13 protein-coding genes are annotated in these 24,095 nt (G+C 33.4%); 3 read left to right on the top strand and 10 right to left on the bottom strand.

Going from position 1 to position 24,095, the window contains the following annotated elements; all coding sequences use genetic code 11:
* Nucleotides 1-4: 4 nt before the first annotated feature.
* The 7 genes from ACFO3N_RS04475 to ACFO3N_RS04445 all read right to left on the bottom strand — a co-directional run bounded on the left by ACFO3N_RS04475 (nt 5) and on the right by ACFO3N_RS04445 (nt 17,529).
* Nucleotides 5-1,348, bottom strand: coding sequence for a PKD domain-containing protein (locus ACFO3N_RS04475; protein ID WP_379795528.1), 1,344 nt, complete (start codon nt 1,346-1,348; stop codon nt 5-7).
* 80 nt (nt 1,349-1,428) lie between these two features.
* Entirely contained in the window at nt 1,429-2,721 is a 1,293-nt protein-coding gene (locus ACFO3N_RS04470; RefSeq protein WP_379795526.1) for an IPT/TIG domain-containing protein, read from the bottom strand.
* Between the two features lie 28 nt (nt 2,722-2,749).
* A complete protein-coding gene (locus ACFO3N_RS04465) occupies nt 2,750-3,586 on the bottom strand; it encodes a hypothetical protein (protein ID WP_379795524.1) in 837 nt (278 codons plus the stop codon).
* Nucleotides 3,587-3,741: 155 nt separating this feature from the next.
* Nucleotides 3,742-4,812 carry a hypothetical protein gene (locus ACFO3N_RS04460; protein ID WP_379795522.1) on the bottom strand — a complete coding sequence of 357 codons (1,071 nt, stop codon included), beginning with the start codon at nt 4,810-4,812 and terminating at the stop codon, nt 3,742-3,744.
* A 2-nt stretch (nt 4,813-4,814) separates the two neighbouring features.
* Nucleotides 4,815-10,322 (bottom strand): hypothetical protein, encoded by a 5,508-nt coding sequence (locus ACFO3N_RS04455; RefSeq protein ID WP_379795520.1) that lies wholly within the window; start codon nt 10,320-10,322, stop codon nt 4,815-4,817.
* 3 nt (nt 10,323-10,325) lie between these two features.
* Entirely contained in the window at nt 10,326-15,458 is a 5,133-nt protein-coding gene (locus ACFO3N_RS04450) for a T9SS type A sorting domain-containing protein (RefSeq protein WP_379795518.1), read from the bottom strand.
* A gap of 4 nt (nt 15,459-15,462) precedes the next feature.
* A complete protein-coding gene (locus tag ACFO3N_RS04445) occupies nt 15,463-17,529 on the bottom strand; it encodes a fibronectin type III domain-containing protein (RefSeq protein ID WP_379795516.1) in 2,067 nt (688 codons plus the stop codon).
* A gap of 485 nt (nt 17,530-18,014) precedes the next feature.
* Between ACFO3N_RS04445 and ACFO3N_RS04440 the strand changes: the two genes are divergently transcribed.
* On the top strand, nt 18,015-18,782 hold the full coding sequence (locus ACFO3N_RS04440) for a DUF2490 domain-containing protein (RefSeq protein WP_379795514.1): 768 nt from the start codon (nt 18,015-18,017) through the stop codon (nt 18,780-18,782).
* A 9-nt stretch (nt 18,783-18,791) separates the two neighbouring features.
* Here ACFO3N_RS04440 and ACFO3N_RS04435 read toward each other — a convergent pair whose 3' ends face one another.
* Nucleotides 18,792-19,769: a YheT family hydrolase gene (locus ACFO3N_RS04435; RefSeq protein WP_379795512.1), complete on the bottom strand. Its 978-nt coding sequence runs from the start codon at nt 19,767-19,769 to the stop codon at nt 18,792-18,794.
* A 402-nt stretch (nt 19,770-20,171) separates the two neighbouring features.
* On the opposite strand from ACFO3N_RS04435, the gene ACFO3N_RS04430 reads away from it, so the two are divergent.
* Nucleotides 20,172-21,542: a sensor histidine kinase gene (locus ACFO3N_RS04430; protein ID WP_379795510.1), complete on the top strand. Its 1,371-nt coding sequence runs from the start codon at nt 20,172-20,174 to the stop codon at nt 21,540-21,542.
* 110 nt (nt 21,543-21,652) lie between these two features.
* Here the strand turns inward: ACFO3N_RS04430 and ACFO3N_RS04425 are convergent, their stop codons facing one another.
* On the bottom strand, nt 21,653-22,345 hold the full coding sequence (locus ACFO3N_RS04425) for an SIMPL domain-containing protein (RefSeq protein ID WP_250836669.1): 693 nt from the start codon (nt 22,343-22,345) through the stop codon (nt 21,653-21,655).
* A gap of 51 nt (nt 22,346-22,396) precedes the next feature.
* Nucleotides 22,397-23,035, bottom strand: a complete 639-nt coding sequence (locus tag ACFO3N_RS04420) for a rhomboid family intramembrane serine protease (RefSeq protein ID WP_095931565.1) — start codon at nt 23,033-23,035, stop codon at nt 22,397-22,399.
* 120 nt (nt 23,036-23,155) lie between these two features.
* On the opposite strand from ACFO3N_RS04420, the gene ACFO3N_RS04415 reads away from it, so the two are divergent.
* On the top strand, nt 23,156-24,028 hold the full coding sequence (locus ACFO3N_RS04415; RefSeq protein ID WP_379795507.1) for a lysophospholipid acyltransferase family protein: 873 nt from the start codon (nt 23,156-23,158) through the stop codon (nt 24,026-24,028).
* Nucleotides 24,029-24,095: the final 67 nt, after the last annotated feature.

Here is a 24,095-nt window from a genome sequence, read left to right as displayed (position 1 = left end):
CAGGTTATTGTTTTTGAACTTTGATGTCGCATAAAATATAAGAACTTGCACCGTTCTTTACCATTTCTTTTATTTTAATGGCGCCTTTTCTACCGTCTTGTGTTTTAAATAAAATGATTCTCGGATACGCAAATCCAAATTCCTGTGCTCCTCCAGCGCTATAACTTATGTTTAATGCTTTTATAGGCGTGTCATTTACCATATTATCGAATTGTGCTTCGGTAAAATTTAAACCACAATTGCACAAGCTTTGAGAATTTACAAAAATGGTGCTTTGTGCATTTTTTAATGCTAAAAACCCATAATTATTGGCCTGATCTGGAGAGATAAATCTGTTATATGTAAAATTGCTGTTTAAACCTTGAAATACGATATCTATTAGACCGCTATTCTCATCGTTTATTTCGTTTGCCTTGTAAACTTCGCGTGTAACGGTCGAGAACATTGCACCAATATTATTGCCGTTATGGGCTGGGTTAATTCCTAATTTTATATTAGTAAATGTTCGCAGGTTGGTATCGGGCAGAACTGTAATGGTCGATTTGAAAATCTGACTTGTTTTATCATTAAAAGCTTCTAAAGTCACTTCATGAGCGCCTTCACTTGTAAAAACAGCACTCGGATTCTCTTCTGTAGAAATAGCTGGATTTCCGCCTTCAAATGTCCATTTGTAATGAGTTGCGCTGACAGATTTGTTTGTAAAATTAATTGTTACAGGAGCTTCATAATCGTCATCTTCAAACTTTGGCTCATAGGTAAACAAGCTTACCAAATACGGAGCAACCGTAATGGTTTTAGTCTGTTTTTCAGACTCAAAACCATTTGACACAGTCAAAGTTATCGTGTGTTCTCCAGGAGTTGTAAAGACAACATTTGGAGGAGTTTTTCCTGAAAAAGAAGCTGGTGAACCGTCTTGAAATTCCCAATTAAAAGTCAAACCTTCTCCAATAGTCGAATTCTTTAAAATTACCTCAACAGGAGAATAGTTGCTTTTTACAATTTCATGCGTAAACTCAATATTAATTCCTTCTTTTATTACAACAGTTTGAGTAAATTCTCGACTCTCACCATCTACATTTTTTGCTATTACTTTGATAGTATAAGTTCCCTGCTTGCTGTATAAAATCTCGCCCGGATTTTTAGAATTTGAAATAGAAGGGTTTCCGCCCTCAAATGTCCATTCATACGTATCTGCACCCGTTATTTTATTATCAATTTTAATAATAACGGGTATAGATTCATCCTGATCAACATACGAAGTCGTGAAATCACCTTCTATGACTATAGCAGTTTCCTGATAACAAGAAGTAATAACGAAAAGTAAGAATAAGAGTAAAGTTTTTTTCATTCAGTGCATTTTAAAACACTGCAGCTATAAAAAAACTGCAGTGCTTTTTATTCTATATTTTGAATTCTATTGATTAAAAATTACAGATAACGCTTGATAATCTTATCTATAGAAATGGCCCAAACAACATTGTTTTTATAACCAATTGCTTTGATCACTTGAGTATTTGTGTAATCAAGTGTCCATGTTTTAGCTCCATCTACTGTTTTGTAAATTTTATTTTCTAAAACTGCCCAACCCGTATTAGCATCTTTAAATACCAATTTTGTAAATTTCTCTCCACTATAAATTTTAGTCCAAGTATCGCCGCCATCTGTAGTTTTGTATATAGTTGAGTTATTAATTAAAAAATAACCATTTGCCTTATCTGCAAAAGATACTTCTGCTGCTAAAGTATTTGGTTCACTTGCAAAATAATGTTCCTTCCAACCGTCAGTTTCATTATTTTTAAATAAAATAAAAGGATAATATATATTTGCCACTTCTTTCATACCAATAGCCCAAATATGATCATTGTCAATTTCATCAGATTTGATTATAGATCCTGAATCGAAACCTTTGTCAATAAAATGAGCATCATAGACTTGTGAAAACTCAACTCCATCAGCTGTGCTATAAACATCTCCGTATGAAGTAATTATAGTTCCCTTTTTCATATCATCATCAACATAAACAGAGTAATAAATACCCTTTGTTGTTGCGCTGATAAATTCCATTGTTGGAGAACCTCCAACTGGTACCTTTTGAATTCCAAATGCTGTATCTGCCCAGCCTTCGTCATTTTTAGTAGCCGAAAAAGCCCCAGAAAAACCAGTTCTTCCCCATTCTACAAAAGTAATACCTCCGTCAATCGTTCTGTAAACTCCACTTGCTCCATAATCAGCCATAGAATAGTACATTATTTTATCGCTAACGACTTGAACACTATAGACTTTATTTTCATTTTTTAGAACATTATCTATTGTAAACCAATCAGTAGTAGATGATTTAGGTAAAACGCCTATATTTCCTTGATACGCATTCTTTACTTCATTCGTAATGGTTCTATTCTCAATTGTTAAAGACAATTGCGGAACTAATTTTTCAGTTGATGGCAGTTTGAATACAATCTCAGTAGCTGTTGATGAAACAACTGTTGCAGAAACTCCATCAAAAGCGATTTTAATATCGCTTATCTTATCCGAAAAATTTTCACCAAAGATTGTAATGGTTTCTCCTGCTTCTCCAAAGTTTTTAGAGAATGATGTTACTTTTGCAGCTTTTATTACAACAACTGGCGGTTCAGGAGTTGAAGTGCTATCTGAATCTGAGCTACAGCTACCAAGTACCATAAAAAGTTGCAATACTGCGGCTAATAAGACTGTTTTTTTCATTTTAATTATTTTATACATTTTTTTAATTCTATTTAGACTGACTTCCTAAAGTATATCCATTTCCAACCAAAACTCTCACAATATTCATTGCTGTTATATCTTTGCTCATTTTGTAACCTGTAGGATTTCCTCTATTGTCGAAAGTCGCTTTGAACACTTTCCCATTGAATGTAATGACTTCTTGATTTAGTAGTTTTTCATATCCAGAGAACATACCGCCTCTGGCAAACCACGTTCCTACTAAATTATTATCTAGGTCCATTATTTCATATTTTAAATCTCCATTTTGAGAAGGTGATGTTACTCTGATAAACCCGATTCTTTTATCGTCTATATCTTTATTTTGTGCCTTAACGCTAAAGATTGTACCATAATCATCAATCGCTAACTGATAGGTGTCTGCAATTTTACCAGCATTATCTATTTCGCCTTGAACGCCCAAACGCTTTGCAGCTATACCTGCTGATTCACCGTTGATAAAACTTTCAATTGCTTCTTTGTTTAAACCTTCTGCTCCTACCATACCTCTATCCAATAATTCATAGACTATACTACGGTCGTAATTGAAGGCACTGAATTTTCTACTTTTGTTCTTAAATTCTAATTCGTTCGATTTCCCCGTCGCTTCATCTTTAATTTCAATCCATGGCAATACCATAGAATCTTCATTTGGAGCTTTCTTTAGTTCTGCCGTAATTGAATAACTTTTATCTAAACTAAAAATGGTAAAAAGCGGTTTTTTACCTTCTACAAAACCTATTGTTTTTTCGTCTAGTTTTAGTTCTCCTTTATCAATTTTTAATTTTTGTGCAAACCCAACAATGCTAATTAGCATTACTATTAGGGTTAAAAGATTTTTTTTCATTTGTTAGTTTTTTGTTTTTATTTTTTGTTTTTAATTAATGTTGGATATAATCTGCTTTTTCTTGTCATCAATGGGCGTTTTATATTTTAAATATCCTTTGCGTTCACGAGCAACATGCTCGCACTAGCAGGAGCTTGCATTATTAGAAAACAGATTTAATTTCTTTCATAAACCCTTAAATTATTTTCGCTATCCATAACCCCTAGTACTTCATTGTTGACCTGTGGAACGTCTGTAAAAAACAAATGCTTTCTTTCTTCTAATGGCGCTTCAAACCATATAACTTCAAAATTTTCTGTATCAAAAACACCAACTGCCCTATTGACAACTTCTCCTTTATTGGTACCTATAAAATAAAGATTTCTATCCCCAGAATAATATTTGCTTCTATTTATTCGCCACGATTCTTTAGAATTTTCTCCAAAATCTTTTTTGATTTGGATTTGAAAAGTGTCTAAATTTAGCTCCCAGTAATATCTATATGATAAACTTTTAATAATTCCTTTTTCATTATCTATATGAACATCTTTAACAGAAAAACTAAAATCTTCACTTGAATTAGGCGCTAATCCTAATTCTTTGCTCAAATCTATTTTATGTAATAATGTCCCATTCTCTACGTCAAGTCCAATAATTTTACGATGTGTAACTAGTATCCAAAGCACCTTTTTGTAAACTCCTAATATTGATACAACTTCTACATTTGTTTCTTCATCATTAACGCCATTTATTAGTTTTGAAAATGAAAATTCGAATAGCTTTGTACCTTTCTTTAATTCATACAACACTAACTTCAATTTATCCCAACTTACGAATATCGTTTCAAAAAGTTTAAATCCAAAGGGATCAACAATACTTTCAATAATTTTTTCGCCATCAAATTTCACAACATTTAAGATTGTATTAAATGATGAATCATATGATAATTCAAGGACCACATTATTTTCTATTTCTTTTAAAAATTTTTTCTCTTCTTTTGTTTTTATCAATTTAAAATCTTCATTGATTTTAAACTCACAAAGCATTTCCATACCATCATCACTTGAAAAATAATTAACAACAATTAAATTATCTTTTTTAAAGACCTGAAAAATATTGCCCTTGACATTTGCCAATAAATTATTATGTTGAACATTGTATAAGCCTCCTTCTTTCCAATATAATTTAAATTGATTATCTAGAAAGAAATTTGACACTTTTTCTATTTTAATTGCATTACTGTACATATCTATTCTATTTTAATAAAATCAAATAAACCTTCATCTAAAGAATTTACTTTCTGCATAAATTGCCCCTTAGAGTTGATTCCTAAATTTTTAAAAGCATTCGGATTATCCAAAATTAAGTCGTCATATATTTTATAATTATCTTTTTTAAATACCCTTTGAAATTGTTCTTTTACAAACTTTGAAGGATCTGTAACTCCATCATTTAAAAGTTTGGTCTTATTAGCTACGTATTGAAAAACTTCACCACTTTTTATATATCCTTTTAATTGATTCAAACTACTTGTTCCTCCAAAAGCTTCCCAGCTACTCTTAGCAAAACTCTTAAACTCTATCAGTTTTGTAATTCCATCAAACAATTTTATATCTGCTTCAAATCTTTCTCCACTTAAATAGAAACTTTCAAACTCTTGCACCTTATTAGCAAAACTTGCTCCTTTCCCTTTTAAATATTGCAACATAAACGCACCCCCATCTGCTTTATTACTATGGGCTGCCATTTCGATAAGCAACTTGTCAAAACCGCTTTTATCTTTGTAGTTAGTTATAGCAAAATCGAGATCATCAATAATTTCGTCAAGATGCTTTATTCCTTCATTTGTTCCTTTAGTTGGACAAGTTTTACATCTTGCTCCTGCAGCTGCTAACTTGTCATAAATTTTTTGAATTTTACTTAAATTCTCTTCAATATACTTAGAATTATTTTTAAGCATTTTGGCTGTAGCCTCTAAAATACTTTCATCAATACGCATTTGAGATCTATTTGATATAAATTTCCACGCCTTCAAAAGATTAGGATTGTCTGTGAAATTTTTCAACAATGATGGTGCTTTCGCTAAGTCATCAACAAAAGCTTTAAGTTGAGATACATCATTAAATGAGTTGGCTTCTAGAAATTTTGCTAATTTTTCTCCATTTTGTACTGTTTTACCTAAAGCTTTCAACGCTCTATCTAAACTTGCAGGTTCAACACCTAAATCAGTAAGACGTTTTAATAATTGTTCATTAGCAGCTCCAAAAATTTGTGCAGAGTATGTACTAAGATTCGGAGAACCCATTGAACCTGGACTTACACTTAGTTTTATACGCTGGTTAACACCATTTATTGGATAATCAATTCCATCTGCTCCCGCTAATACTAATCTATTAACATCTTCAAATGACATCTCCAGAGTTGGCAGTTCAGTATTATTAACAATAACTTTTAATCTGAATAATCCATTATCTAATTGGGTTATAACGTCGCTAGTAGCATTTTTTATTACAACACCGACTTTTCCTGACATTCCTTTAACAAACCTAAATGACATTCCGATGTATCTAAAAGGATCACTAAGTTTATCACACAGTTGTATTGCCTTAAAGGCTGTTGAAGCAACTTTACTAACAATTCCTGCACCTGCCTCTACATCTCCAATACACATAACAATTATTGGTCCCACAACAGAACCTACAAATTCAGCCCCTATACATGGTTTGTTAGCATCGAATTGACTTGCGATACCATCTTTTAACAAATACCATACTTTACCAAAACTTAATCCTTTACCATAAATAAGAGTTTCTTTTCCACTAGCATCTTTCTCAAACATCTCCATCTCTTCTATCTGAGTCAAAAACTTGCTATTTGCTTCTCTCCCTTTAGACGATAATGGAGAAATAAGCAGTTTTGCTAAATCAGGAACAGATTTTACAACATCAATAAGTCCGTTATACATTCCGCAGAACAAAGCAAACTGAATTTGGCTAGGAGTTGCTTTTTCAAATACTTTATTAAACTCTGGATAAGCGTCAGCTAGATTTTCAGCTACGATATCATAAACTGCACCAGATAAAGACAAATAACTAAAGACCTTTGCATAAATTTCATTATAGTTTTTATCATTACAATCGTATACCGAAGGTTTAATTTTGACTTTACTTATACCACTGCTTAACATATCAAACATATCGTAATAAGCTGTAAAATACCCATCTACAGATTCATAACCAATTGCAATTATCTTCTCGAATAATGTTTTTTGTTTCCAATCTAAACTTGATTCCCATGATTTTAAAGCGACAGAAATATTTTCATCAAAACTACTTCCTGAAAGGATTTGTTTTACTCTAATTTTCCCTTCATTGCTATATTCTAACCAAAATACAATTTCATCTGGCTTAATTTCATCCTTAACATTATCTACATAAAAACTATTGTCTTTGAATGTTACTTTATCTGTTTTTTCTGCCTCTGATGTTAAAAGTATGTGCCCTTTAATTTGATGCGCTTGTCCTGTAATCCAGTTTTTAGATTTACCAGACATTAAACTTTCTAATTTATCTAGTACCTCTTTTTTAACTTCACCTTTGATTAAGTTTCTAACAAATAATCCCTGATTGTTGCTACCTGACTCTCCTTTTGTCTCTGACCAATTACTTTCACTAGCTTGATTACAAACAATTGTTTTTTTGCTATTAGAATCTACATATCCCTTAATAAAATCTTTAAGTGTTTTCCCGCTATTCAAATATTCTGAAACCAGAACAGTAACATAGGTTGTTTTACCACACTCATTATCTTTATTAAAAAATAGATATAGCCATTTGTTGCTAATAGAGCTTAGATTAGTAACCTTTTTTAAGGTATAACTACCTGATTCACTTACATACTGACCATCTTTCCACCAGTATGCATCTCCTTTGAATGTGAATCCAGGAATAGTTCCATCATTAGCCCTAACATCAGCAGTAGAGTACGTATTTCTATCTACTTTTGTTCGCTCTGACCCTACAGTAAACACCTCATAATTAGGGCTAACCACATAACCATCAGCAAATTCCCCACTAGCCTGACTCTGAAAAGCATACAATTTAAACGTAGGATCATTGACCTGTTTCCAATCCATATGGTTTAAAACAGTGCCTGAGCTATAATCCATTAAGAAATCTGTATTAGAATCTGTTGTTTTATACTGCTCAAAAGGATGCTCGAGTTTAAAGATTCCGTGACCTAGTTCGTGTGCAGGTGTTTTTAGTAAGCCTGATTTAAACACATAACCAAACTGTCCATTCAAACGCATGTATCCTTGCTGTTCTGTACTAGATTCTTTATTGGTTATAAACAATACATAACTATTTCCGTCACCTTTATATTGAGCATTTATATTTTGCTGTACTGTACTGTAGGTAGAGGTAAGTGTATTTTTCTCCGTTTGGATTACATTGCCAGAAACTATCTTATCTATATTTAAAACTGTCTCCTTCTTAAAGTTAATTCTAACTCCAATTTTACTATAAATCCTCTGTGTTTCAGTTATAATTTCATTTAACTTATCTGCAGAGACATCATCAGTAGGAACCAAGGCCACATTAACATCTTTTGGCGAAATATGCACGAGCATAAATGCACCGATAACCTGCCATTTCTTGCCTTGTTTTACGGTCGCTAATATTTGTTCTTCGGCATAACTTAAATTTCCTTTTACAGTAAGAACAAATACTTTATCAGTTCTCTTAAAGTCAATTTTTGCTCCATTTTGGGTTTTAAAAACTATACTATCTAATTTTATATTAGAATCTGTAACATTTACTGTAGCAACAACTGTATCTGAATCGCCATTTAAAACTGCTTTATAAGGCAATACGTTATCGCCTGCTTTGGCATACAATTTCTTTAGCGCTGCAGATGCATTTTTTGGCATTACATCAAAAGCATACTTGCTTCCGTTTCCAGAAAAAGCAATCGAAATACCTTTGGCCGTAAATGCTGTGGCTTGACCACTTTTATCTACGCCATCTGTATTTTCTGGCGATGGTTTGCCTCCTTCGGCAACTGCAACACCTTGATTGCTTCCATTTCCTTCACTGTCTACCGTATAAACTTTTGGAGGAACAACAACTTTTCCATCTTTATCAACAACACCGCTGTCTGTAATTACAGTGTCTTTTCCGCCAGGAATAGTTATCTGCTCGCCGTCAACGCCATTTACAACTATATCTCCATTAGCATTAATGACAATATCTTTAATTACAAAAGGAACTTTTTCTTCAATTTGTCCGCCTTTGCCCTCGCCAGTGAAATCTTCGATATCGGTAACATTTTTCCAATCTGGGTTATAGCTTGTTTCTACAACACCACTGATCAATTGATAATCGGTATTGATCACAATATCCTTAAATTCTACCGCAATTTTAGTATCGGCTAAATAAGGAACAATGATATATCCGAGTCCAGAATATGGGCTGTTTTCTCCTCTAAGTTCTAAAATAGTTACAGGAAAGTCACCAGCTCTAAATGTCTCGCTTTGAATTAAATTGGTTAGCGGTTTTTGATTCTGAATATTGATTTGCGGAACGATACCACAATTGTATGCAGGAACACCACTACTTTCTGTTGGTGTGGTAAAAGTGCTTATATTAGAATAAGTAAACGACTGAATTCCGTCTTCAGCTGGATCACAGCTCGATCCTACTCTAAATTCATAAGTTACTCCTGGTTCTAAATTGGTAATTAAACTTTGTTTATTTAAACTATTTGACGAAAACCATTGCGCATTACGAACGCCTTGTTTTTTGTATTGTACCTGATAGCGCGTATGCTCTGGCACTCCTTCCCAAGTAATTTTTACACTTTTTGAACTTTGCGATTCGCTTAATAAAAATGTCGGCGCGGTACAGGAAGCTGTATATTTAAAAGAATATATTTCGCTATATCCGTCATTTTTAAAAACAGCATTTTCTGAAAGTCCCGTTGTCGAAATCGCTCGTACTCTCCATGCGTAACGTAAACCTGGAGTAAGTATTGGCATACTTAAATTGTATAGAACAGCGGTTCCAAATAAAGTTTCTTCGTATAAAGTCGGCGACATTTGAAACCCAATTTGAGGATCTAATGTTGGATCTAGAAGCTGTTTTAGCTCAAATTTATACGAAACATTTGTTGCATTGATCTGACGCGGTGTCCAAGTAAATAAAATATTAGGAAATTCTGTCGAAGCAATTTGTTCGTTTTTTTGCGGTGTATTTAATAACGGTGGATCATTTAATATCAGGTATAAACTAGCACAACTTTTTTGAGATATTTTTTGATTCGTTACAAAATCGTACATCTCAAAACAAAAATTGTACATTCCTTCTGGCAACGGATTCGCATATTGCGTTGCAGAGATTCCTTGCAGGTTTTCTAACCTAAAAAGAGATGCAATATCAACATTGGTTAAGGTTTGCAGTTCCCCTCCATTTATATATATTGGCCTTTGTTCCTGTGCATAATCAGAAGTTTGGATATTTAATCCGTTGCCTTGTATGTACAGTTTTAAGCGTACTCTTCTTTGCGAGATAGAGATATCGGTTGGATTAATCAACAATTGCATCTTCGTATCCATGCTTGTTGCATAATCGGATATTTTGACGCTATACGGACTATTGAAAACTGGTGTTAATTGAACTGGATACAATTGTGCATATCCAACTGCATTAAAAAACAGAAATAGAACAATGAAATATAGGTTGTTGAAAAGGTTCTTCATTTTTTAATTGATGATAATTTTTTTAACCAATGTTTGCTGTCCTGTCTCCAATACTAAAATATACATACCCGATTGTAGTGAAGTATTAAAATCTACTTCGTACTTTTTCTTTCCTGAGTCTTGCTTTTGAATCATCGTATTTTGTCCAGAAGAGGAGAACAGTCTTAAATTTATCGCACTGTTGTTTTCTAAATGTACAATTGCTTTAAAATTACCATTGTTAGGATTTGGGGTTACAATAAAATCTATAATAAATTGAGATGCCGTTTCGGTATTTGGCAATGTGCCGCGTTTTTCTACCATGATATTTTTGGTATAAACTGCATAACATTCTCCTTGTGTCTGCTTTAAACCTATTGAATACACTCCAATTGCATCAAACTTTAAGGTGATGTATTTTTCTTTTTGCTCTACAACTTTTACTCCGTTTGGAATAACCCAGTCTGTGCTTTCTCCAAAAGGATTGCTGGTATTAACCAAAATTACTTCCTCGTCTAAATAAGCTTGAGAACTCAATAAAAATTCTGCGCTAATGGCCATCTGGCTCGTTTTTATCACAATTTCATCTTCGCCAATACAACCTAAAGCCGTAGTAGCTTTTACATGATATGTTCCTGCTTTTGACACATTAATTTTTGCTTCATTTGAAGTGAATCCGTTTGTAGAAGTCCAACTATATTTTGCTTGCGGATCTTTTATTGAAGCATCTAAATCTAGACTTTGGTCAATACACAAAGTTCGATCTGGACCAACGTTGACAATAACTGGCTCAGGATCTTTTAAAACAAATCGCTTTTTGTAAACGCAACACTCTGGACAAGTAATCGTAACTTCATAATTTCCAGCCGTAAGATTATTTAAATCTTTGGTAACTGCTCCTGTATTCCATAAATACGTATAAGGCAAATTACCTCCTGTAACATTAAGTTCTATAGATCCGTCGTTTCCTTTATAGCAAATAGGATTTTTAACCGTTTCCGTTGATAGAATTCCGTTAGGATCTCCCACAAAAATACTTCCCTGAACCACGCATCCTTTTGCATCTGTCGCTATTACAAAATAATTGTTTGTGGTAATGTTTTCTATTTTAGAAGTTGTTTCTCCGTTTGTCCATTCGTATGTATAAGGTGGCGTTCCACCTGTTACATGCGCTTCTGCCCAACCGTCATCTCCAGTTGTACAGCCTACATCAAACTTCGTAAAGGTTAATTTCAACTGATCTGGTTGTGGAATATACTTCTCAGCATCAATCTCTTTGACTAAAACATTATTCACATAAGTTCCCAATTTTATTCCGTTGGCGTCTTCAATGTTTAGTGCATAAGTTCCTTCAGAAAGATATTCAGCTGTATCTCCTGTATTATTCCAGATAGCCCAAGAACCATTAGCCTGTTTTTTCTTCCAAGTGTAATAATAAGGTAATCCATTATTTTTCTCTTTATTAAGCTGAATACCTCCTGTTACATTCGCTTTTAAAATTCCGTCTTGCGACTCATCTCTTTGATTGTCTAGAGGATTAGCATCAATCTCGTTTCCAAATTCGTTGCTCACATTACAAGAAATAGTGCGAATCACTTCAAACGTAACTTCAATCGGATCCGGATCGTCTAACTCTGTAACAGAACTAGCCACGGTACAACTTGTTTTATTTGTTGCCACGTTGTAATTAGCATCACGCACCGTCAAAGTATAGATTTCCTCAGAAAGACCTGTTAACGATATTGTATAAGTGTTATTGCTAAAGCTTGTACTTGTGCTGGTCTGCGTTGTTCCTTTACTATTTTTCCATTCAAACCAATATGTATTGTCTGTAGCGATAGTTCCGCCTGTAACCTCTACAACAATTTTTCCGTTTGTTGCTTTATAGAAACTCGGATTTACAACCTCTGTATATTTAATCGCAAGCGGCGCTTTTGGCTGATCGATAAAAACTTCAGCGTAAGCCGTACAGCCTTTTTTATCTGTTGCAATTACCCAATAATTTCCTGTTTTTAAAACGGTATTTTTATCCGATTTAACTTCATTAGACCATTCATAAGTGTAATCTCCGCTTCCTCCTTCTGCAGTTGCAGTTGCCCATCCGTCATTACCTCCATTACAAAAAACATCTCCTTTTTTGATTTTCACAGACAACACTGGAGGCTGATCCATAAACTGAATAGAGTCTTTTGCGATCCAATTTCCATTTGTGTAAGTTCCTAAAATAACATTATTTCTATCTCTGACATTAAGAGCATAATTTCCGTGAGAAAGGTTAGAGATGATAGAATCTTGTACAGCTAAATCTTTCCAAGTTCCATTGTCTTCCTGTTTTTTCCAAGAGTAATAATAAGGCAGTCCATTGTTTTTTTCTAATGAAAGTGTTGTTCCTCCTGTAACCTGCGCCATTAAAATTCCATCCTGCGATTCGTCACGCTGATTATCTTTTGGAGTGGTATCTGTCTTATCTCCATATTCATTTTTAGCGTTACATGAAATACTCTGCACAATTTTAAAAACAACTTTTAAAGGGTCTGGTTCTGTCAAAACTCTTTTTGATTCTACAACAGAACAATTAACAGTCTGACCAGCCGCTTCATCGTAATTTTGATCTTTTATTGTTAAAAAATAAGAATCTGCAGGCACATTGTCTAAGGTGATAAAGAATTCTCCATTTACACTTTCAGTTGTCACATTTTGCAATACTCCAGCAAAATTTCTCCATTCGTAATTGTATAATCTGCCATCACTTGGGATTGGTTTTAATACTGTTCCCCCTGTTATCTTAGCTACAATTTTTCCGTCGCTTGCTCCCGAAAATGTTGGTGTTGATATTGTTGGATAATCAATTGTTACCGGAAAATCAGGCTCGGTTATTTCGATATCTTTTGTAGCAAAACATAGATTTGAATCTGTAACCTCAACGGTATACATTCCTTTAGTTAAATTTGTTATTTTTTGAGTTTTTGCTAATTCTTTTCCTTTGTAATACCAGATGTACTTGTAATCATCCTTAACTCCATCTTTTTCAGTAAGAGTTCCTCCAGTTACATTTACTAATGCCCACCCGTTATTACCTTCATAACAAGATACATTTACTGAATCAAATAACAATTCAATCTGTTTTGGTTCTAAAATTTCTTGAGTAGTTGGACTAGCGGTTATTAGTTGAACTGTATCGTAAGTTCCCTGCACTATTCCATTAGCATCTTTCACATTTACAGCATACAAACCTTCCGAAAGATTGCTTGCTGTAGCTGTTTTATAAGTTGCTAAATCATCCCATTTATTGGTATCGGCATTGTATTTTGACCAGAAAAATTGATATAGTAAACCACCATTATCTTCCGCCTTAAATGGCACGCCACCTTCTACAGTTGCTGTCAAAATTCCATCTCCTGCTTTATTTTCAATAACAGACGGATTTAAACTTTTTGAATTACATGAAATAGGCTGCGTGATTGCTAATTTTATTACTATTCTTTTGGGCTGCGTCAAACTATCTAAAGATTCAATAACAGAACAGCCTGCTTTATTAGCAGCTAATACATAATTTTTATCTGTTACTGTTAATTTGTATTTATCGTCTGGAGCATTTTCTAAAGTAATATTATACGTTTTATCTGCCGAATTATACGCACCTGTTGCGGGCACGGTATCTCCGTTACTATTTTTCCAAGTAAAATTATATGATTTATCGTCTTTTATCGTACCACCTGTTACTGCTGCTACTAATATACCATTTTTAGCTCCATAAAAAGTGGGGTCTTTCTTGAAGGTATATACAACTTCTAATGCTTTTGAAGGTTCTGTTATTTTTTGCTCAATTACTTTTTCATCCCCTAATTCTATTACACCATTTACCATTACTTGCTTTCTGGCCACACAACCTTTCATATCTTTTACCTTGATATAATAGGTTCCAGCTGCTAATCCTGTAATTGTACCTGCGCTATTATTAGGAAAAGGAACCCAAACATCTGGCGTTGTATCAGTAGGATCTGTTTTTATAGAATAAAAATCATATCCTCCAACATCTCTAGTTCCTCCACTAGGAGTAATAGTTATACTACCATTATTTACCCCATAACATAAAATATCATTCCCCTTTACGGTATAATCCAATGGAGATGGTGCCCCTATGGTAAATGGATATGGCGTGCCACCTAATTCTGTATACTTTGAATAAGTAATACTACCATTGTAAAAGCCAGTCAATGTTAATTGATAGTTTCCCCTACGAAGTCCAGAAAGCACATAGCTGTTGTCTGCTTCTAATTTTTCAATATTGGGAAAAGTTTTGGTATTAGGGCCAGATATCACTATAGAAAATGTTTCACCAGGATATAGTGGTCTATTAAATTGAAGTTTTAATTTTCCATCCTCACTTCCCAAATCATAACAACTCACCTTCTCAGGAGCTGAGGAAAGAATTTTTGGAGCACTTAATCGAACAGAGTAAATCCCTACCCCGTAAGTAGTCGTACCACATGGTTTTAGTCTAAAGTAAATTTTCTGACCATGCTTTAATCCTGCATCTCCTGAAATAACTTCATTTGCATTTGTACTTATAGATGCAGTGCTATATTTTGTAAAATCTTTCCAATCGGTCGTATTATTATAAGAAGGATTAAAAGTATATTGCCATTTATAGTAGCTTGAATCGTACCCAGTAGAACTATTGATAGTAATATTTTCATCTGTAGGCAAAAAGTCAGGAGAGCCTTGAAATACATCTAAAACGGGATCAATTCTATAATTAAATTTTATATGTGACATTCTAGGAGAATAATCTCCATCAAAAGAACCATTGGCACAATAGCTATCTATATTAATCGATCTTGTACGATTAGCATCAGTTCCTGTTCTAAAGTTAACAAAAGCAAAACACTCTATTGAAACCGGCTTAGAAGTATAATCAATAATTGGCACATCTAAATTGACTTCTTTATCGCCATTATTTCGAATACTTCTGTAATACATTTGTTTAGTCGACCCATCTTTAAAACGAGCCGTTATGATAATTCTAGAGTCTGTATTGTTTTTAACCCCCGCATTAATTGAATAATTAAGGTTAGAAATTTTTACAAAATATTTCGTCTGAGCATATCCCAATCCGCAAATCAATAAGATGACAAATAAGTAAAATTTCTTCATAGGCTTAATAAATAACTGTTAAGGTCTCTGCTTTTGCTGGACTATCATTTTCTAAATTCGGCACCAGATGATATTCGTATTCTTTATTAATTTTCAAATTTTTATCTTCTAAAGTAAAAACAGTTCCGTTTAATTCTTTCCATAAAGTTGGCGGAAGCCCTTTTTCATTTTTATAAATACTTAGGCCTAAAACCTTGCCTTTATTCTTTGCGTAGTCCCAAGAAAGCACTATTTTTCTATTTTCCCTATCTGCTGTTCCTTGCGAAAATGTAATCACTTTTACTGGTGTAAAATTCAACACACTAACCGTGATTACTGAATGATCTAGTGAAGACCATAGATTACTTTTATCCTTAGCCAGAATAGCATATTGATAAATCTTTTTGTTTTCTATTCGATCATCTGTAAATTCCTGAATCGTATCATTTATTTGTTTGATTTCCACCCATTTTTCTTGTCCCTTTTCTCTTCTTCTTAAACTATGACTGACAACATCTTCACTATAGCTTCGTATCCATTTTAAGTGTACTTTGCCATCTTTGTTATCATAATCTTTAAAAATAGGTGCGGCTGGCGGAATTTTATCGGGTTTATCTAATACCAGAATATCAGAAGGATCAGAGATATTATAACGCATATCCTCAGCAGCAATTCTATAATAAACTTTGCTGTTCGTCATTTTTAAACTCACGCTGTCTTTATACTCTGTACCGCTGTAAGATTGATGGTAAATATCTACAAACTCCTCTCCTGCCGTATTGGCTTTTAGTATTCGGTATCCGCGAAGATCTTTTTCTGTATTGGGTTTCCATTTTAGTCTAACCGTTCCAAGACTATCAATCACTCCTTCTAGCCCAATTGGTTTCGCTGGCGGTATAGAATCGACTGGCTGTACCAGCATACTTTGAGAGGTTAATCTCTGATTGTTTTTTCCAACAACCGAAATGGTAAAATAATTGGAGGGATACAGTTCTTCTTTAAACTTGAGTTTCCTTTCAGAAGGCGGAATAATTTTAGAAACAACCTTATACGGTCCTTTATCTTTATTTGCTAAATTAATTTCATAACCTTGAATAAATCCTTCTGATTCTTTCGGATAATCCCATTCAAGATTCACTTCATTAGAATTTATAATCGCATAATCTACCAATCTTGCTGGAGTTACTACAGCGGCAACACCTGTCGCTGTTATAGGTTTTGTAACTTCTCCTTTTTCTCCAAACGAAGTTATACCGTATAATCTATAATGATAAACTTTGTCGTTTACACTAAGTGTATCAACAAAGTACATGTTTTTGGACGGATTTTCGTCTTTATCATTTAAGTTAACTAAAGCGGTATTTGATATTGGCGTATAATTGATTCCGTCTGAAGATTTTTCTACCATAAACGAGGTATAAATTCTTTTGAAGGTTTCATAATCCCAAGAAAGCAGTACTTTTCTATCGTCTGGAACAGCAATAAAATCTGTTGGTGCAGGCAGAACCGAATAATCTTTTAGACCAATCATATAGGAAGCTTCTTTTACCTGCGGACTTTCAAAAACCTTTACTTGGTAAGCATATACTTCATTCTTCTTTACATCTGTATCTACATACCCCCAGCCGGCTTTTACAGCTCCTTCAAAGCTCATGTCTGCAGCATACAAAGCAAAAGTATATCGCTGATCTAGTTCGTCGGCCATATTAACTATTTTTGCCAAATCACCTTCTTTTGCACTTGTTACTTCAAAACTTTCGCCATAAATAGATTGGGCAATAATAGCCGCATTATTGTCTTTCTGTACAAAATCAATCCAAGAATCTAATGGTTCGGGAGTTAATGGTTTAGAAGTAAGAAGTACTTTTTCGGGTTTAGGCAAGACATTACCGTCGCGTAGAATTGTAGTTCTGGTAATTGTGAATCCTTTTTTATTAGCTTTCTGCCATTCGGCTGGAGAATTGATAGCCCAGCGAACTAAAATTTTATCCTTTTGTGCTCTGGCTTTAACCACAACAGCAGGACGTTTAGTCTGTGAATAGGATACCGATATAAACAATAAAAAGAAAAAAATAAACTTATTTGGGGACATAAGATGTAATTATTTCCATATTAAAAAAACAAAAGTAATCTTTTTAATTATGATTTAAATACGGTTTCCCGTACTGCAATGTAACAACACATAAACAGAAAAACATAACAACCTTACAAATAGTGCATTACATTAAAATTTACCGCTTTTTTCCTATGAATTAAAATCAAAAAATATCATTTATAATATCTTCTTTCTACTTTTTTACGGACTAGATATATATTCATAGTATAATAAATCTGGATTTATTGATATAGCTAGTTTCAAATGACCGCTTTCCTTTGCTTGCGGATACAAAAATATGATCGCTAACACCTTAAACCCAAAAAAAACATAAACAACTGATATAAAACAAATTAAACTCAAAACTTATCCTATAAATCTTCATTAAAAAAGAATACCTTTACTTGTAATAATTGTTTGCATAATTGCCTTAGACTGATTCAAAAGAAATTTACCCTTTAACTAATTTCTATCGTATTTATATGAAAACCAATTTTATCAGAATCCTGATTTTATTACTTCCATTAAGTATATTAGGGCAAACTCAAAAAAAAGAAATCAACCAGCAGCTTCAGACTTGGGTTTCTATCAATACGGTTACCAAATTTGCAGAACATTGGGGTGTGATTGGCGATTTTCATATCAGACGAAATGATTTTGTCGCCGATCCGAGTTTTTATTTTATAAGAGGAGGTATCAGCTATATTCCAAATTCAAATATTTCCTTGAATCTAGGATATGCGCATATGTGGCTTGCTCCGTCAAATCCCGACTGGAGTACTTTTGCAGATGAAAACAGAATTTACCAACAGGCACAGTTAAACACAAAATTTGGAAATGTAAGCATTTTGCAGCGCTTGCGAAATGAACAGCGCTGGCAGGAAAAAATGGTTAACGATAAACCTAGCGGCGATTGGCGTTTTACCAATAGAATTCGTTATCTGATGAGTTTTACTTTTAGAATCTCCGATAAGAAATCGTGGCCTCAAATGGTTCTTTCAGATGAGATTCTACTGCATTTTGGAGAAGAAGTCGTTTATAATACTTTTGATCAAAACCGCTTTTTTATCGGAATCAGAAAAAATATTAATCCGAAATGGAGTTACGATTTTGGTTATATGAATGTATACCAGCAAAAATATTCTGGCTATCAATATGACATGAATCACACCATAAGATTGTTTTTTTATCTGAGTACTAGCATCAAGAAAAAAGCGCCTTCTGAGATTGAGAATTCGGGAGATGAGTAAATGTATTTTTTACATCAAAGTATGGTTAAACCTGAAAGATTCAAAAAACTCAAAAGCTCTTTTCTCTGCATAAGAATACTCCGAATCACGAAGCGGAAAAGCACAATGTCCTCCATATTTTGGTGTTTCGAGATAAACAAACGCACTTTCTTTGGCAATAGTTCTTGGGTAACATCTTTCGCCTAGAAAAGGATCGTCTAGCGAATTAATAATTAAAACTGGAGTTGTAATGTTTTTAAGAGAAAACTCTGGAGAAACACGCTCGTAATAATCGTCACGGCTTGCAAAACCATGAAGCGGAGCCGTAAAATATTGATCAACTTCATCAAAAGTAGAGATATTATCTATTTGATCACGGTTGATAAAATCAGGAAATTGAGCCGCTTTGTATTTCAATTTCTTTTTAATATCAATGGTAAAATTCTTCAAATACACTCTGTTAAAACCTTGCTTCAGCACCTCTGCACTTGTGGCAATATGAGTGGGCACCGAAATTGAAACAGCAGCTTTTATACGCTCATCTATTTTTGTCCATCCCAAATAATTTAGAAGCTGAACGCCTCCCATTGAATATCCTATCAGATAAATATCTTCAAATCCTTTTTTCAACGCAAACTGAACCACTTCATCCAAATCATCAACTGCACCGTGATGATACAGCCTTGGAAGACGATTCATTTCTCCGCCACAAGTACGATTGTTCCATGCAAAAACGGAAAAACCTTTCTGCTTGAAATAGGCTGCGCAGCTGTTATTATAGGTTCTACGCGAATCACCTTCTAAACCGTGGCATAAAATAACGGCCTTTTTTGAGCCATTTAAAATATAATCGATATTGATAAAATCTCCGTCATTCAATTCATGCTTTTCTCTTGTATATTCGGGCACTTCAAATTTCTTAATCAGTGCAGCATAAATTGTAGAAACATGCCTATTGCGATGAATAATAGAAGGAGAATTATATTCTGATTGTTCAATTAGTGGCATAACAAAGAATTTTGTGGTAATTAATACAAAGCTAAGAAATCATTCAATATGTAAATTAATTCGTTCTTTCTATTTTATCTTTTTAGTAATTCCCTAAAAAAACATATACAAAAAAATCGAAAAAAAGTTATTTTTAAATCTATAGCACAAAACTGCAAAAACTATTGATTATTTTTAAAGTATAAGATTTTACATCGTATGTTTGTTTTTTCAAAATACCACAAATTAATTTAAAAATAAACTGCTGTTAATTTTTAAAAACAGTTTAATGTTGTAGCATATTAGAAGGAAAACAAATTGTTAAATGTGCTAGAACACTGCGCTTGTCCTGTCATCTCTCGCTTGAATGTTTACTTTATTTGTATATTTGTTAAATCGATTTTTAAAAACAAAATCCCTCTAATGTTTGAACTCTTACCGGTAGATCCAAAAACAATATTTCTACTTTACTTTTGGGGCAATCTGTTTACCTGCATTCTTATTTTTAGTTTTTCATTTTCATATGCCACTAGCGATAACCGAAAAACTTTAAAATGGTTTGGCTTAGGCAAATTAATACTAACTCTTGCTTGGGTATTGGCGCTTTTGCGAAATATTATTCCTGATTTTGCGTCTATTAACATTGCTAATTCTATGATTCTTGGCGCTTGCTGCTTTGAGACGATGGCTATGCTATCACTTATTAAAACTCATGCAAAAAAGCATTATCGGTTTCAAATAGCAATTACCGCAGCATCAATAGTATTCTTTAATATTGCTACAATTTTTGACGCATCTATGAATACTCGCGTCATAATTGGCGGTATTGGCATATTTTTTATCTATTTATTGCCAACTATAACTTATTTTACAGAAAAGGAAAAAAGCTTTTTTAAGACTTTTTATGTTATGTGTTACATATCATTTGAAATTTTAATTGTAATACGAATTGTTCACAGATATTTATACCCTCAAGATCTTATTATTTCCAATGACACCTTTGATAGCTTGTACAGCATTTGCCTATTTTTATTGACTTTAATTGGCATCGTAGGCTTTTTGCTTTTGGTAAAAGAAAAGCAGGATCATAAAATTAAAAAGCTTTTAAACGACAAGAACCAATTTTTTTCTATTATTTCTCACGATTTAAGAGGCCCTTTAGGCTCTTCTGTTTCTCTTTCTGAAATTTTATTGGAGAATATTGAACAATACAGTCGAGAAGAAATTAAAGAAATTTCAGAGCTCCTGCACGATTCAAACAAGAACATTTACAAATTACTAGAGAACCTTCTGGATTGGTCTCGAGTACAAACTGGAATGATTGCCTTTAATCCTAAAAATGTGCTTTTAAATGCCTTGATTGAGGAGAATATAGAACTAAGCCGAAATGTAGCTTTAAATAAAAACATCAACATCACGTTTGAATCGGCTTACCTTGTCGAAGCAGAAGTTGATAAAAATATGATTAGCACCATCTTACGAAACTTGCTAAGCAATGCGATTAAATTTACAGACAAGAACGGTGAGATTAAAGTCAAACTAGTCCAAACAAATCAAAAAGTAGAAATTTCTATTACAGATAACGGAATCGGTGTTCCGGACTACATAAAAGAAAAACTATTTAAAATTAACGGAAAGGTTCTTCAAAAAGGAACAGAAAACGAACTCGGCAGCGGACTTGGATTATTGCTTTGCAAAGAGTTTGTAAGCATTCATCAAGGAACAATTTGGGTAGAAAGCGAACAAGGAAAAGGAAGCACATTTCAGTTTACACTTCCAATAAAGGCTGTTTAAATCCTAATACTGAAATCCCAAATTACAATCCCAACCGAATAAAACAAAAAAATCCAAATTCCAGTTTAAATTGGAATTTGGATTTTTAAATAATGGTATTTTATAAACGTTTAGTCTAATACAAAACTTACGCTAACATTTGCTGTAATTTCGATTTCACCAACTGCAAGAGTTTCGTTTGAAGCACCCATTGAGTCTGCTTCTTTCATTCTCATAGCTGCAGCATACATTGGCTGTGGACGATAGATTTGAGAGTTGTCTGAAATGGTAAAAGCTTTACCCACTTTTTGTCCTAAAACAGACACATATTCTTCCGCTTTTGTTTTAGCATCTTTCATTGCTAATTTTCTAGCTTCAGACTCGTATTGTGCTAATTTAGAGGTTTCAAAAGAAACTTTATCTATTCTATTAATTCCTTGCTGAACCAAACCTTCCATTAACTCATCGTATTTAGTTAAATCTTTCACTACGATTTCTACTGTTTGTGTAGCGTTATAAGAAGTTTTCTTTTTCTCATAATCGTACTGCGGATTAAGAGCTACTTGTTTTGTTTTGAAATCTGCTGTTGGGATATTCATTTTTTTGATGAATTTTAAAACAGCGTCCATCTTTTCGTCATTTTGTTTTTTAACGTCTTTAGCATTATTCCCTTTTGTTTCAACCGAAGCTGAAATACAAACCTGATCAGGTGCTACTTTTACTTTTCCTTCTCCATTAACATTAATTAGAGGTACTTGTTTGATTTCTTGGCCGTAAGACATAGTCATAAACATGATTGTTAAAAATAATACTAGTTTTTTCATTTTTGTTAAATTTTAATATTTAAAAAAGACATTTCAAAAGTTATGCCAGCATTACAATTTTCCCAATTTTGCCATTCCAAAAAGTATCAAAATCGGAATCGCAAGAAGAATAACCATTAGGGTATGATCTGTAAGAAGTGATGGCATTTTGATCAAAGTAATCAAATATCCTCCTATAGCACCTCCAAAGTGTGCTGTGTGCCCAATATTGTCATTTTTGGCTTTCATTCCGTAAATGGAGTATAATAAATACACTATTCCAAAAATATAAGCCGGCATCGGAATCACAAAAAATATTCCAAGCATCATGTCGGGCTGCAATAGTATTGCGGAATATAAAACTCCCGTTACAGCGCCAGAAGCACCAACTGCACGATAACTATAATCATTCTTGTGAAATAGCATGGTAAGAAGACTTCCAAAAATTAAACTCCCGAAATAAACTAAGATAAAAGAAAAGTTACCGAGCCAGTTTAAAACTACAGGAGCAAAAAAATACAAAGTAAGCATATTAAAAATCAAATGCATCATATCTACATGCAAAAAGCCAGAAGACAACATTCTAATTTGTTCTCCTGAACGAATGCTTCCGACATGAAATTCGTATTTTCTAAAAAAATAAAGATCGTTAAAACCTTTGTAACTAATAACAACGTTCGCAATGATAATCGCTATTAAAATAATATTCATAAGTAATAAGTATTGTGAATTATGATTTGTAAATATAATCATTCTTAAAGATAAGTTAGCAAGAATGCAAAATAGCAGTCGATAATCATTTTTAATTTATCTTTGCCAAAAAAAAATTACATGCAGTTTCTTGTCTATATTTTAGCCTACCCCTTACTTTGGCTTATCTCTATACTTCCTTTTCCTATATTTTACCTATTTTCAGATTTTGTCTGTTTTTTGGTTTATAGAGTTATTGGATATCGCAAAAAAGTAGTTCGCGAAAATCTTGCCCTTACTTTACCTCATTTAAGCGATGCCGAGAGAAAAGTTATAGAAAAGAAATTCTACAAACATATGTGCGATATGTTTTTGGAAATGATTAAAACCATGAGCATGTCTCCTGAAGAAATGGAAAGAAGATTTCATGTCACTAATATTGATCTGGTTCGTGATTATGCCAAAAAAGGAAAAAGTGTAATTCTAGTGGCTTCACATTATGCAAGTTATGAATGGCTTTTGACTATTAATCCGAAACTTGGATTTCAGGGCGTTGCTGTTTACAAAAGACTAGCCAATCCTTATTTTGATAAATTGGTTCGAAAAATCCGTTCGAAATACAACACCGAGATGATCGAAACCAGAAAAGCAATTCCGACAATGGCTCAAAACCAGCGCAATGGAGTTTTAAGCCTTTATGGCTTAGCAAGCGACCAATCGCCAAAAATGGAAAGGATTTTTCATTCGATGAAATTTATGGGAGTTGAAGTTCCTGTGCACACAGGCGCCGAAACATTGGCAAAAAAATATGATTTAGCAGTTCTATTTGTGGAAGTTAAAAAAGCTAGAAGAGGCTATTATGAAGCTACATTTATTCCTCTTGCTGATAACCCTAAAGATTTTGAAAACTTTAAAATCACAGAAATGTATTTAAAAGAAGTAGAAAAACAAATTCTAGAAGCGCCAGAATTTTATTTGTGGACGCACAAAAGATGGAAACACCGTATTGAATAATATTTCAAAAATAATTTACTGAAAAGTCCGAAAAACAACATTTGATTTTCGGACTTTTTATTAAAAT

It is taken from the genome of Flavobacterium chungangensis (assembly GCF_042654045.1).
GTDB lineage: Bacteria > Bacteroidota > Bacteroidia > Flavobacteriales > Flavobacteriaceae > Flavobacterium > Flavobacterium chungangensis.
This window is presented reverse-complemented; position numbering and strand designations above follow the sequence as displayed.

Coding starts and splice junctions, on each gene's coding strand:
- ACFO3N_RS04475 (WP_379795528.1), bottom strand. CDS start 1,348: ATGAAAAAAACTTTACTCTTATTCTTACTTTTCGTTATTACTTCTTGT.
- ACFO3N_RS04470 (WP_379795526.1), bottom strand. CDS start 2,721: ATGAAAAAAACAGTCTTATTAGCCGCAGTATTGCAACTTTTTATGGTA.
- ACFO3N_RS04465 (WP_379795524.1), bottom strand. CDS start 3,586: ATGAAAAAAAATCTTTTAACCCTAATAGTAATGCTAATTAGCATTGTT.
- ACFO3N_RS04460 (WP_379795522.1), bottom strand. CDS start 4,812: ATGTACAGTAATGCAATTAAAATAGAAAAAGTGTCAAATTTCTTTCTA.
- ACFO3N_RS04455 (WP_379795520.1), bottom strand. CDS start 10,322: ATGAAGAACCTTTTCAACAACCTATATTTCATTGTTCTATTTCTGTTT.
- ACFO3N_RS04450 (WP_379795518.1), bottom strand. CDS start 15,458: ATGAAGAAATTTTACTTATTTGTCATCTTATTGATTTGCGGATTGGGA.
- ACFO3N_RS04445 (WP_379795516.1), bottom strand. CDS start 17,529: ATGTCCCCAAATAAGTTTATTTTTTTCTTTTTATTGTTTATATCGGTA.
- ACFO3N_RS04440 (WP_379795514.1), top strand. CDS start 18,015: ATGAAAACCAATTTTATCAGAATCCTGATTTTATTACTTCCATTAAGT.
- ACFO3N_RS04435 (WP_379795512.1), bottom strand. CDS start 19,769: ATGCCACTAATTGAACAATCAGAATATAATTCTCCTTCTATTATTCAT.
- ACFO3N_RS04430 (WP_379795510.1), top strand. CDS start 20,172: ATGTTTGAACTCTTACCGGTAGATCCAAAAACAATATTTCTACTTTAC.
- ACFO3N_RS04425 (WP_250836669.1), bottom strand. CDS start 22,345: ATGAAAAAACTAGTATTATTTTTAACAATCATGTTTATGACTATGTCT.
- ACFO3N_RS04420 (WP_095931565.1), bottom strand. CDS start 23,035: ATGAATATTATTTTAATAGCGATTATCATTGCGAACGTTGTTATTAGT.
- ACFO3N_RS04415 (WP_379795507.1), top strand. CDS start 23,156: ATGCAGTTTCTTGTCTATATTTTAGCCTACCCCTTACTTTGGCTTATC.